The sequence below is a fragment of the Terrabacter sp. GCM10028922 genome, assembly GCF_042666095.1.
Taxonomy (GTDB): Bacteria; Actinomycetota; Actinomycetes; order Actinomycetales; family Dermatophilaceae; genus Terrabacter.
In genome coordinates this window covers 111,740-124,396 of the sequence record NZ_JBHTFG010000006.1, presented here as the reverse complement: position 1 = coordinate 124,396, position 12,657 = coordinate 111,740, and the positions used below count along the sequence as shown (strand labels likewise).

Genomic DNA, 12,657 nt, shown 5'->3' with positions numbered 1-12,657 from the left:
TCGCCGGTCTCACAGCCTGAACCGGAGGAAGCTGAGCCCTGGGTAGAGCGCGAACAGGACGGTGACCGGGAGGGTCAGGAAGACGATCGGGACCATCATGTAGATCTCCTTGCGTCCCCCTTCCTCCATCAGGGCGCGGCGCCCGTCCTCGCGCACGTCCTGAGCCTGGGCTCGAAGCACCTCGGCGAGCGGCGTGCCGCGCTCCACCGCCACGACGATCCCGTCGACGAAGCGCGTCAGGCTCATGAGGCCGGTTCGGTCGGCAAGACCCTGGAGGGCCGTCGGCAGGTTGGCGCCGGCGCGGGCGTCGGCAAGACATCGCCGCAGCTCGTCGGACAGCTCCCCGTGCGAGAGGCGACAGACGCGTTCGAGCGCCCCGACCGCCCCCTCCCCCGCACTCACGGCGAGCGCAAGCAGCTCGGCGACCGTGGGGAACTCGGTGAGCATGCGAGCCTCCCGACGCGCGGCCGCCCGGCTGAGCGCGTAGTCGCGCGCCGCGACGCCCCCGAGGACGCCGACGAGGACCATCGCCACCAGGACGGGCACCGGGAAGCGCCGCTGGGCCACGGCAACCACCGCCGTGAAGACCATGCCGCCGAGACCGCCGAGTGCCCCGAACAGGACCTGCTCGGCCCGGAAGCGGTCCACGTCCGCAGGGAGTCCGGCCCGGAGCTGACGGCGCGCCACCGAGGGTGCGCCGCCGAGGACCGCGTCGACCCGGGCGCCGAGACGGCCCACGTACGGCGCGAACAGCTCACCGAAACCGAACGGTCCGCGAGCCGGCGCGGGCCGCGTCAGCAGGCTCGACGGACGCGGCGTGTCACGCAGGTAGGGCTCGAGGCGGTCGTCGAGCGTCGGACGCCGGCTCGCCGGAAGGCCGGCAACGACCAGGGCGAGCCCGGCCAGCATGAGCAGGCCCGCCGTCGCACCCACCCAGGACCAGCCGTCGCCGAGGAGTGCCACGACCTGGTCCGCGGCGGCGTTCATCGCAGCACCCGTTCTTCCTCGGGCAGACGGCCGATCCAGATCATCGCCCGGTAGGCCACGACGCACAGTCCGGCGCCGACGGCGAGGACCACCCATCCCGTGGGCGAGGAGTACGCCGCCAGTGAGCCCCCGTTGAGGGCGAGCAGGCCCAGGATGACCCACGGCGCGCCCGCCGCCAGCCGGGCGGCGTTCACCGTCCAGCTCTGTCGCGTCTCGAGCTCGGCCCGCGTGCGCGCGTCCTCGCGCAGGAACGACGACAGGGTTCGCAACAGCTTGCCGAGATCGCTTCCTCCGACCTCGCGCGCGATGCGGAGCGACTCGACGATGCGGTCGCCGACGGGGTCGCTGAGCCTGTCCTTGAGCCGGTCGAGACAGTCGTGGAAACGGCCCGTCGTGCGGTAGTCCTCGGCGAACGCCGCGAAAGCCGGCCGCAGCTCGGCAGGGCCACGTGCAGCGAGCTGCGACAGCGCCTCCGGCAGTGCAAGGCCAGCACGGACGCCGGACGTCATGTTGTCCACGACGTCGGGCCAGAGGTCACGAAGCTTGCTGCGGCGCTTGCGTGCCCGCCCGCGGACGAGTGTGAGGGGCACACCGCCGGCCATCACGGCGAAGCACAGTGCGATGGGGACGACGCGCACGACAGCCAGGACAAGCACGAACGCGACCGCGAAGAGCACGACGGACCCGACGACGACGTTGCCCGGCGTCAACGAGGTGTAGCCAGCCTGCGTGAGGTGGTCGCGCAGCTCCACCATGAAGCCGCCGCGGTCGGTCTTCTCCCGTGTCTGCTCCAGCGGCCAGAACGACCAGTAGACGAAGAAGACGCCGACCCCGAGAAGGAGACCGATCGCAAGCGGGGACATCATGAGTCCGTCTGGGCCAGGAGTGCGGCCACGTCGTAGCCGGCCCGCTCGAACGCCTCGCGGTGTGGCGGAAAGCCGTCGGCACGGCGAAGGGCGCCGGCTCTCGTGACGAAGAGGTCGGCGACCTCGATCACGTCGCCTTCGGCTCGACCCGGCACCGCGACGATCTCACGCACGCGTCGGACCCCGTCGCGCTCGAGGGCGACGTGGACGACGACATCGACCGCTGCTGCGACCGTCGGCACGACGAAGCGGCTCGACACGTTCTCGCCGGCGAGCAACGGCAAGGTACACATCTTCGTCACGGCCTCGCGGGCGCTGTTCGCGTGCACGGTGCACATCCCGGGCACCCCGCTGTTGAGGGCGATGAGCAGGTCAAGACTCTCCTCCTGCCGCACCTCACCGACGATGATGCGCGACGGGCGCATCCGCAGCGCCTCCTTGACGAGGCGTCGGAGCGGCACCTCGCCGGTGCCCTCGAGGCTGGGCTGCCGGCACTGCATCGCGGCCACATCGCGCTGCGGGATCTTCAGCTCGAAGACCTCCTCGCACGTGACGATGCGCTCGCGCGGTGGGATCGCGGCCGCAAGGCAGTTGAGCAGCGTCGTCTTGCCCGCCTGCGTGCCACCGGCCACGAGGACGTTGAGCCCACTGGCCACCGCCGCCTCGAGGAAGGTCGCCGCCTGGCGGGGCATGGTGCCGAGCCGGACGAGGTCATCGAGGTGATCGGCCTTGACGACGAACTTGCGGACGTTGACCTGCCAGTGGGTGCGGCTGATGTCGGGGATGACGACGTGCAGTCGGGATCCGTCCGGGAGCGTCGCGTCGACGAACGGGCTGCTGAGGTCGACGCGACGCCCGCTGCTCTTGAGCATGCGCTCGACGAGGTCGCGGACGTCGTCGGTGGTCAGGATCGTCGGTGTCAGCTCCGCCACACCTCCGCGCGCCACGAAGACCTTGCTGGGCTCGTTGATCCAGATCTCCTCGACCGCCGGGTCGTCGAAGTACTGCTGGAGAGGCCCGTAACCCGCCACGACAGCGAGGATCGAGTGCACGGCCAGTCTTTGGTCACCGAGCGACGGCAGCCCACCGTGGAGGGAGCGCTCGTCGTAGTCCTGCACCGCGTCCTGGACGAGCCGACGCACGGCCTTGGTGTCGCTCGCCGGGTCGAGTCCGGAGCGGCGGATCAGCTCGCGCACCTCACCCTCGACGTGGCGCACGGCTTCCTGTGTCGACATGCTTCCCCTGACCCCTGTAGTTCCTTCGCAGGACATCCTGCCGGGAGTGTCCCGATCTGGCCTGTTCAAGCTAGACCGAGCGCCAGACGTCCCGTGCGCGTCATCCACAGGATCGCGCGTGCCGCGCGATGCGAGCGTCCCGCGCCCCCCGGTGCATTCAGCCGCGATGAACCGGGCACTTTAGCCGCCGGCGGGCCCGGCGGCCGGTGTCCTCCACAGCTGTGCACACAGCCCGCCGGGTATCGCTCCTCTGCGCTCTGATGGCACCTCGCAAGAAGGGAGCGCCGTGCGTCTCACCATGTCCGTGGTCGTCCTCACCCAGGCCGGAGGGCAGCGCCGTCACGTCACCATCGAGGCGCCCTCCGGCACCCCGTTCAGCATGGTCCGCGCCGACCTGGCGGCCGCCTTGGGCGGTGGTGACCAGGTGCTCTCCTTCGCCGTCGACGGACAACCGGTCGACGACGCGACGCTCGGACGACCGCCGCTGCTCCAAGGGGCCCTGCTCACCGCGGGGGCGCCCGGGACGGCCGTGCCTGTCCGTGAGACGAGTGGCGTGGTCGAGATGAGGGTCGCGGGCGGATCGGGTGCAGGTCGGGTCTGGAGCGTCGGGCGCGGACAGCACGTCATCGGTCGGGCGGCGTCGTCGTCGATTCGCCTCGACGATCCCGGCATCTCGCGCGCCCACGCGGTCATCGACGTCCGCTCGGACGGCGTCCGCGTCCGGGACCTCGAACCGACGAACCCGTCGCTGCTCGACGACACACCCCTGTCCGCGCCAGGCGCCCCGCTCCGCGATGGTCAACGCCTGCGCATCGGTTCCACCACGCTCGTGCTCGGCCCGTCGCCCGTCCGCAGCGGCCGTCACGACGTGTCCGACGGTCGCGTCCTCGTCCACCGTCAGCCGAGGCTGCGCGACTCCCGAGCACCGACCACAGTCGCCTTCCCCGAGAGTCCTCGCCGCCCGGAGCACGGCCGCATGCCCCTGCTCACCTCTCTCGCCCCGCTCGTCCTCTCCGGCGTGCTCGCGCTCGCACTGTCTTCGCCTGCCCTGCTTCTCTTCGCGCTCATGTCGCCGGTGCTCCTGCTCGGTCAGTGGTGGAGCGACCGGCGCGCGGGGCGTTCGTCCCACCGACGGCAGCTCCGCCAGCACGCCGCTGAGCTGGCAGTGGCCCGCGAGCAGCTCGCGGAGGCCGCCCTGGCGTATGCCGTCCGCCTCCGTCACGAGCACCCTGACCTGGCCGAGGTGGCTGCGGTCGCCACGAGGCGAGGCACCCGACTCTGGGAGCGGCGCCCCGGGGACGGCGACCATCTCGTGGTGCGCGTCGGCACGGCACGGCAACGAGCGGCGCTCGACTGCGTCGGTGCGTCGGCCGAGCCCGCACCGGACGTCGACGACCTACCTGCGGTGCTCGACCTCGGGCGGCTCGGCGTCACCGGCGTCGCCGGGCCACGCCCGCACCTGCTCTCGCTGGCGGGCTCGATCGCCGTCCAGGTCGCGACGTGGCACACGCCGAGACACGTGAGCCTCCACATCCTCGTGAGCACGGTGCAGCGCGCCACCGACTGGGAGTGGGTCGGCCACCTCCCCCACGTGGCCGACCTCGACATGGCGCCGCGGGTCGCCTCTGGTCGCGACGCCGTCGCCACGCTCGTATCCGCGCTCGTCGGACTCGTCGAAGAACGCCGCGCCGCCCACGTCACCCCGTGGGCGGGCACGGCTGCGACACCGGCGGACGTAGTCGTGGTCGTCGACGGTGCCGGAGACCTTCGATCCGTGGCCGGCCTGGCGGACCTGTTCCGCGACGGCCCCGCCGTCGGAGTGGTGTTCCTGTGTCTCGACGAGACCTTGGCGTCACTGCCGGCCGAGACGCGGATGACGGTCGAGATCGACACGACCGGCGCGTCGGCGTCCATGCGCGAGGACGGGCGCACCCTAGACCGGGTCGTGCCGGACCTTCCGACCACCGGCTGGCTGGAACGGGTCAGTCGCGCCCTGGCTCCCCTTGTGGACGCGACGCCGGAGGCGGGAGCGGCGTCGCTGCCGCGCGAGGTGTCGTTCGCCGCGCTTCACCGCGCCGCCGGCGTCGATCCCCTGACACCGGAAGGGATCTCGACGTCGTGGTCGCGGAGCGTCGGCCGGCCACGAGCGTTCCTGGGACAGACGCCGGACGGGCCGCTCGCGATCGATCTCGCCGTCGACGGCCCGCATGTCCTCGTCGGCGGCACGACGGGCTCCGGCAAGTCCGAGCTGCTGCAGGCCCTCGTCGCCGGGCTCGCAGTGACGAACCGACCTGACGAGCTCGCGTTCGTCCTCGTCGACTACAAGGGCGGCTCCGCATTCAGCGAATGCGCACGCCTCCCCCACACCTCCGGGCTCGTCACCGACCTCGACGGCCACCTGACGACGCGTGCCCTGACGTCGCTCGAGGCCGAGATGAAGCGACGCGAGCGCCTCCTCGGCGAAGCGGGCGCGAAGGACCTCGACGAGTACCGCCGTGAGGCCCGCGTATGCCCTGGGCTCCCTCCCCTCGCACGGCTCGTCATCGTCGTCGACGAGTTCAAGGCGCTCGCGGACGAGTACCCCGACTTCGTCGCCGGGCTCGTACGCATCGCGGCACTCGGCCGGTCGCTCGGACTGCATCTCGTGCTGGCCACCCAACGCCCGGCCGGCATCGTGTCGGCCGACATGCGGGCCAACATCGCGCTCCGGATCGCGCTCCGCGTGCGGGACCGGACCGACAGCGACGACGTCATCGACTCGCCCACCGCCGCAACCCTCGACCCGCGCGCGCCGGGTCGAGCCTGCCTCCGGACCGGTGACCGCGGGCTGGTGACGGTTCAGACGGCCTACCTGGGACGCCCGGCCGCCAGCGCAACGGCTCCGGCGGCCCCGGTGCGCCTCGTCCTCCACGACGGGCCGTTCGCGCAGGCGGCCGCACACGGCGGCGACCTCGAGAGCCCTGACAGCCCGACCGAGCTCGCGATGCTCGTCGAGTCCACCCGCGTCACAGCGGCCCGGCTCGGGATCAGGTCGGCGCCTCCGCCATGGCTTCCCCCTCTGCCCGACGTCGTCGGTCTCGCCGACGTTCTTGTGCAGCAGACCGGCCCGAGCGATCCAGCCACGGCCGTCCCGCTGGGGCTCGCGGACGTCCCGGAGGAGCAACGACGTGAGGTCCTGTGGTGGCGGGTCGGCGAGGACGGACACCTCGGCATCGCTGGCGGACCCCGCTCCGGTCGGTCGAGCGCTCTCGTCGCCATCGCCCTGCGCGTGGCGTCCACGACCCACCCGTCCGACGTCCACGTCCACGTGATCCAGGGAACGAGTGGGCCGTGCGCCGCTCTCGACCGGCTCGCCTGCGTCGGCACGGTCACCACGACGACCGACCCCACGACCGCCCGACGACTGGTGTCGCGTCTACTCGGCGCGGTGGACGGTTCCGAGCACCGTCCGCGACACACGGTGGTCCTGGTCGACGGCTGGGAGACCGTCGAGGAACGCCTCGCGAGCGTGGACCACGGGGCGACCGTGGACGACCTCCACCGGTTGCTGCGCGACGGTCCGGCCGCCGGCGTGCAGTTCGTCATCAGTGGCGGTCGGGCCGTCCTCTCCGGCCGGCTGCCCGGGGTGCTCGACCGTCGTCTCGTGCTGCAGATGCCGGACCCTCTCGACCTGACGCTCGCGGGCATCGCGCCCGAGCCGGCGGGAGTCACGCGCCCGCCGGGCCGGGCCGTCGACGTGCAGACCGGCCGACAGGTCCAGCTCGCGCTGCCCGGTCCCGACCCGTCGACCGCGTCCACCATGGCCGCCGTCGACGACGTCACTCACCTGTCCGCCCGAGATGCCGCGAGCACCTCCGGAGCCAACGCCGACGGCCTGCCGTGGAGGTTGGTTGCCCTCCCCGATCGGGTCGGGCTCGCCGACGTCTCGGCCCCTCCGGACGGCGCCGATGCCCTGGTCCTCGGAGTCGGCGGCGACACCGCGACAGCCCTCCCGGTCGACGTGTCGGTCCACCGGAGATGGCTCGTGGCCGGCACGCCGCGGTCCGGGCGTTCCAGCGCCTTGGCCACGCTGGGCGAACAGCTGGTCGCCAACGGCCGATCCGTCGTGGCCGTCTGCCCTCGACGTTCGCCCCTGTGGGTGTGGGCGCAGACCCGCGCCTGCAGAGTGCTCGCGCCGGGCGATGGCGACGTCCTCGTTGCCGCTCGCCGCCGCGACCCGGACCTGTGCATCCTCGTCGATGACGTCGAGCTCGTCGAGCGCACCGCCGTCGAAGAGGCACTGCTGCAGACCGCACGTCTGGTCGACGACACCGACGGCCTCGTCGCCGTGGCCGCGGACCTGGCCCGCGCCGGCACCGCGTTCCGTGGTCTCGTCCCCGAGATCGCGCGCGACGGGTGCGGCCTCATCCTCTCGCCCTCGGCACCGTCAGACGGAGACGTGCTCGGCGTGCGACTCGACGACACGGGCCGGCATCGAGCCGGGCGCGGCTTCCTCGTCACGGACGGGCAGGCGCACCGCTTCCAGGTCGCGCTGGCCGACCTGACCGAGCTTCCTGCGGTAGGTTGCGCCGTAAGCGCTCGTCGCACTGGGAGCCCGCTCATGACTGATCGACTGCTTGAGACCTTTTCGAAGGGACTGAAGGTTCCTGCGTCGCAGCTGAGCGACGAGACCAGCCCCTCGAACACTCCTGCCTGGGACTCCCTCGCGGCGATGGAGATGGTCGTCCTCATCGAGGACACGTTCGACGTGCGGCTCAAGACGTCCGAGATCATGAGGATGCGCTCGATCGGTCTCGCGCGAACCGTCCTGCGGGGCAAGGGCGTCGAGGACATCTGAGTCTGCGATGAACGAGCGCGGGAGCAGCGTCGTGGGCGTCACTGCCAGCTTCACCCCGCACCCGCTCGTCGAGCCGATGCTCGCCGCCGCCCCTCCCGGCACCGAGGTCGTCATCGCGGACTACAACCAGGTCCACCAGACCCTGCTCGACGTGACGACGAGCTTCGACCGCCCGCCCGACCGACTGGTCGTCCTCTGGCGGATCGAGGACGTCTTCGGACCGGCGATCACCGAATGGGTCGTCGAGGACGGCGACCCGAGTGGTCTACGCGAGGACGTGCGCCAGCTCGGGACGCTCGTGGGGCAGGCGGCCGCGGCACACGGCATACCGCTGGTGGTCTCGACGCCACCGGTGCCGACGTTCGTGTGGCTCGACCCGCTCGACGCACGCAGCAGCGTCCGGCTCGCCGTGCTCCACGGACGGCTCGTCGAGGCTTTCGTCGACGGGATCGGCGAGGCTCCCGTGACCGTCGTCGACCTTGCCGCCCTCGTGCGCCTGCACGGCACGACCATCGCGTACGACACGCGCAACGACCTGATGTACCACCAGCCGTTCACCAGCCGGTTCGCGCAGGCGTTGGGGACCCTCGTCGGCGAGGCGCTCAGCGCTCTCGGCCGGCCCACCCCCAAGGTTCTTGCCGTCGACGCCGACAACACGCTGTGGGGTGGGATCGTCGGCGAGGACGGCCCCGAGGGCATCGTCATCGGGGACAGCTTCCCCGGCAACGGCTACCGCGCCCTCCAGCAGGGACTCGTCTACCAGGCGGCGCACGGCGCCCTCATCGCGCTCCTCAGCAAGAACAACGGCCCCGACGTCGACGAGGTCTTCGCCCGCCGGGCCGGCGATCTCGTCCTGTCCCCCGAGCACCTCGCCGCTCGGCGCGTCGACTGGAACGCCAAGGTCGACAACCTCCGAGAGGTCGCCGACGAGCTCAACCTCGGCACTGACGGTTTCATCCTGCTGGACGACAACGACGTCGAGCTCGACGAGGTGCGCCAGCGGCTCCCCGGCGTCCAGGTCGTCAAGGTCGGCGACGAGCCCGAGGACGTGGCCGAGACCACGGCACAGCTGACCTCGTTCCGGTTCGCGCGGGTCTCGGCCGAGGACCGCGGCCGCACGGCGATGATGCGGGTCGAGACCGGCCGTCGCGACGCCGCCGCGCAGGCGCCCTCCCACGAGGACTTCCTCCGGTCGCTCGGGCTGGTCGTCCGGGTCTTCGCGCCGGGGCCGTCCCACGTGGCCCGAGTCGCGCAGCTGGTCAACAAGACGAACCAGTTCAACCTCACGACGATCCGCCGCGACGACGCCCAGGTCGCTGCCCTCGTCGCCTCCGCCGACCACCGGGTGTACGCCGCCGAGGTGTCCGACCGCTTCGGCGGCTACGGGCTCGTCGCGGTGGCCGTGGTCGAGTGCAATGACGACGCTTGGGACGTCGAGACCTTCCTCATGAGCTGCCGCGTGCTGCGCCGCGGGGTCGAGGACGCGATCCTCCAGTGCGTCGCCGACGACGCCGTGGCCGCCGGCGCGACCAGGCTGCGCGGCTCCTACCGGCCGACCGCGAAGAACAGCCAGGTCTCGACGTTCTACCCCGACCGCGGCTTCACCACGATCGCGGAGGGGCGGTTCGAGGCGCCCCTGCCCCTGGCGTTGGTGCCCGACCACGTCACGGTGCGTCGCGATGCTTGACGGTGACCCGTTCCTCTACTTCTCCGACCTGCTCGTCCTCACGGTCGTCCTCGTCCCGCTCTACTTCCTGGCCCCCTGGGCACCGGCCCGCCTGCTGCTCCTCGGCCTCTCCGGCGCCTACCTGCTCTTCCTCATCGCGCCCAGGCTTCTGGCGCTCTACATCCTCTTCTGGGTCGGCGTCTACCTCCTCCAGCTCGCCGCGACCGCGTGGCGAGACAGGCCCACGAGCTGGGTGCTGACCACCGTGCTCGTGCTCGTCGCCCTGGCGCCGCTCGTCGTCTGGAAGATCCGGCCCGAATGGTCGGTCACCGGCTTCAACATCGGGATGAACGGCGTCGTCGACCGGCTGAGCCCGTGGACGGGTGCCATCGACCGCGTCCGCAACCTCATCCTGCCGATCGGCCTCAGCTTCGCGACGTTCCGTGCCGTCGACCAGATCGTCAAGGTGCGGCTCGAGATCGTGCCGCCGCTGTCCCCGCTCCAGCAGTTCGCCTACGGTTTCTTCCCGACCGTGCTCGTCATCGGCCCGGTCATCGAGTACACCGAGATCGAGGCCACGGCCGACCGACGCGTGCGCTGGGACCCGCACGACACGCTGAGCGGTGTCCTCACCATCGCGATCGGCGCGTTCAAGGTCTTCGTCGTCGCCTACCTGCTCCGCGGCAGCCAGGACGTCTTCGCGCTCTCCACGCGAGCCGGCTCCCCCCTCGACCACTGGCTCGAGCTGACGATGTTCGCCTTCTACTTCTACTTCAACTTCTCCGGGTTCTCCGACATGGCCATCGGGGCGGCACGCACCCTCGGTTTCAGCCTGGCCCCCAACTTCAACAACCCCTACCTCAAGACCAACCCGCAGGCCTTCTGGAACAGCTGGCACATGAGCCTGACCCGGTTCGCCCAGCGCAACGTCTTCGTCCCGCTCGGCGGCATGCGGGCGAAGACCCAGTACGTCGCCATCGCCGCGACGATGATGGTCATCGCGCTGTGGCACGACCTGACGCTGCCCCTCGTGATCTTCGGGCTCTACCACTGCGTCGGTCTCATCGGTCATCGGTGGTGGGTGGCCCGGCACCCGGTGCCGGTGCCGCGACCGCTCACGCGACGGGTCGGCGCGAACGTGCTCCTCTTCGTCTTCGTCGTGCTCAGCCTGCCGCTCCTGCTGCTCGACCTGTCGGAGCTGCCCGAGTTCTACGGGAGGTTGATCTGATGCTCGCCGACCGCTTCCTCGCCTTTCTCCATGACCGTGTCGGCTTCGTCGTGACCCGCTGGTCGGTCCTGCGCATCGCCGTCGTCGCCGCTGCGGCACTCGTCGCGGGCGCCGTCGCGGTCCCCGCTCAGCCCGGCGACCGGGACGACTCGCCCTACAACAACGTCCTCGCCACGTCCCGGGTCCGCAACGTCGCCCTCCCTCTCGGTGATCCCCGCGGCTTCGACGCGACGGCGTCCAAGGGCGACTTCCGCGTCGCGTGGATCGGCGGCTCCGAGACCATGGCCGTCGGAGCCAAGACACGCGCCTTCATCCCGGGTCTCGTCAGCGAGCGCATCGGCACGGTGGATGGCAAGGAGCTGTCGACGGACCTCTACTACCTCAACGCGATCCGCCTCGCCGACGAGCTCTCGGCACTCTCGACGGCCCTGTCCAGCAGGCCCGACCTCGTCGTCATCAGCCTCAACCCCGTCTGGGTCCTCAACGACCTCGCCGTCCAGCAGTGGAGCTACCTGGACGGCAACCTCGCTCGTGGCAGCCTCTGGCCGCCGTCCCGCTGGCCGGTCGCGGCCTCCCTCGTCTCCCCCGGCGACGTCGGTTGGCGCGCGCTGTCGACCGTCAGCCCCTCGCTCGTGGGCGACCGCTTCGAATGGGGCGTCGACATCGCCGCTCAGACGGCGCCGTGGACCTTCCTCGATGTCGTGAAGCCGAAGAGGACACCCGCCCCGACCGGCCTGGCCAAGCTCGCCACCCGCCGACCGGTCGACTTCTGGTTCTCCTACTTCGAGCCCACGAACCCCGGCACCAGCCTCACGGTCAGGCAGCTGGGGATCATGGAACGCGAGATCGCCTCGCGGTCCTCGATCAACCGTGCCGTGCTGCGACAGATGTTCGAGATGGTGCGCTCTGCCGGGGTCGATGCGTACTTCTACGTCCACCCCATCGACCCGAAGGTGTACGCCGAGCCCGACGCGAGGCGCTACGTCGCGAGCCTGCGAGCCGCGCTGACCGAGGCGGCCGCGGGCCAGACGACCGAGCGTCTCGTCTTCGACCCGCAGGGCCTGCAGGACCGCGTGGCCCCCTCGGCCTACCGCGACATCGCGCACGTCCTCGACGGCACCAACGAGGCCGAGGTCCTCGCCCGGGACCTGTGCGCCCTCCTCGTCACCACCGGCCGACAACCACTGTGTGAGGCACCATGAGCGACCACTCCGTCATCCGACACGGCGACGTCCCCGCCGACACCACCTCGGGCACCGCCCGACGGACGACCGGACAGGTCGTCGCACAGCTCGCGATCGAGGTCGGCATCGGGCTCGGGATCGCTGCCCTGGTCGTCGCCGTCGCCTGGGCGTCGAGCAACGCGATCCGGTTCGTCTACGGGGGCTACTGATGGCGCCCGACCCGTCGCGGGGACTCGACACCGCGCCCCGGCTGCACCACGTCGGCTATGTCGTCGCGAACATGGGAGGCGGCATACGCCGGTTCGAGGACAGCGGCGGCGCGCTCGTCGTCGGCCCCACCGACGACGAGCTGCTCGGCGTGGTCTGCGCGCTCCTCCGGCTGCCGGAGGGGGTCGACGTCGAGCTCGTGGGACCCCTCGAGGGCGCGGACTCCCCCGTCACCGCGCGCCTCGCCCGGGGCGGTGGTCTCGACCACCTGTGCTTCTGGGTGGACGACCTGGAGGCCTCGCTCCGGCAGGAGCTCGACCACGACGCGCTCCTGCTCGCCCAGCCGACGTATGCCGTCACCTTCGACTCGACGATCGCCTTCGTCCAGCGCCGCAGCGGTCTCGTCGTCGAGCTGATGGGCGCGAAGCGGTGACGGTCCCGGTGCCC

The 12,657-nt window shown here is 71.3% G+C and carries 9 protein-coding genes; 6 read left to right on the top strand and 3 right to left on the bottom strand.

The window, feature by feature from the left end:
• Window positions 1-9: 9 nt before the first annotated feature.
• From ACFQU3_RS05420 to ACFQU3_RS05410, 3 genes are read right to left on the bottom strand one after another with little or no spacing between them, the layout of a single operon-like run.
• Complete coding sequence (locus tag ACFQU3_RS05420) at window positions 10-987, bottom strand: type II secretion system F family protein (RefSeq protein WP_385907535.1); 978 nt, start codon at window positions 985-987, stop codon at window positions 10-12.
• A complete protein-coding gene (locus tag ACFQU3_RS05415; RefSeq protein ID WP_385908271.1) occupies window positions 984-1,850 on the bottom strand; it encodes a type II secretion system F family protein in 867 nt (288 codons plus the stop codon). The genes ACFQU3_RS05420 and ACFQU3_RS05415 overlap by 4 nt, the downstream gene beginning before the upstream one ends.
• Window positions 1,850-3,088, bottom strand: coding sequence for a CpaF family protein (locus tag ACFQU3_RS05410; RefSeq protein WP_385907533.1), 1,239 nt, complete (start codon window positions 3,086-3,088; stop codon window positions 1,850-1,852). The genes ACFQU3_RS05415 and ACFQU3_RS05410 overlap by 1 nt, the downstream gene beginning before the upstream one ends.
• Window positions 3,089-3,374: 286 nt before the next feature.
• On the opposite strand from ACFQU3_RS05410, the gene ACFQU3_RS05405 reads away from it, so the two are divergent.
• Genes ACFQU3_RS05405 through ACFQU3_RS05380 form a run of 6 tightly spaced genes read left to right on the top strand, consistent with a single transcriptional unit; the run spans window position 3,375 to window position 12,643 of the window.
• Complete coding sequence (locus tag ACFQU3_RS05405; protein WP_385907532.1) at window positions 3,375-7,925, top strand: FtsK/SpoIIIE domain-containing protein; 4,551 nt, start codon at window positions 3,375-3,377, stop codon at window positions 7,923-7,925.
• Window positions 7,926-7,932: 7 nt separating this feature from the next.
• A complete protein-coding gene (locus ACFQU3_RS05400; protein ID WP_385907530.1) occupies window positions 7,933-9,612 on the top strand; it encodes an HAD-IIIC family phosphatase in 1,680 nt (559 codons plus the stop codon).
• A complete protein-coding gene (locus tag ACFQU3_RS05395) occupies window positions 9,605-10,819 on the top strand; it encodes an MBOAT family O-acyltransferase (RefSeq protein WP_385907528.1) in 1,215 nt (404 codons plus the stop codon). The genes ACFQU3_RS05400 and ACFQU3_RS05395 overlap by 8 nt, the downstream gene beginning before the upstream one ends.
• Window positions 10,819-12,021: a hypothetical protein gene (locus ACFQU3_RS05390; protein WP_385907526.1), complete on the top strand. Its 1,203-nt coding sequence runs from the start codon at window positions 10,819-10,821 to the stop codon at window positions 12,019-12,021. The genes ACFQU3_RS05395 and ACFQU3_RS05390 overlap by 1 nt, the downstream gene beginning before the upstream one ends.
• Window positions 12,018-12,212: a hypothetical protein gene (locus ACFQU3_RS05385; RefSeq protein WP_385907524.1), complete on the top strand. Its 195-nt coding sequence runs from the start codon at window positions 12,018-12,020 to the stop codon at window positions 12,210-12,212. Before ACFQU3_RS05390 ends, ACFQU3_RS05385 begins: the two co-directional genes overlap by 4 nt.
• Window positions 12,212-12,643 carry a VOC family protein gene (locus tag ACFQU3_RS05380; RefSeq protein ID WP_385907522.1) on the top strand — a complete coding sequence of 144 codons (432 nt, stop codon included), beginning with the start codon at window positions 12,212-12,214 and terminating at the stop codon, window positions 12,641-12,643. Before ACFQU3_RS05385 ends, ACFQU3_RS05380 begins: the two co-directional genes overlap by 1 nt.
• Window positions 12,644-12,657 lie beyond the last annotated feature (14 nt).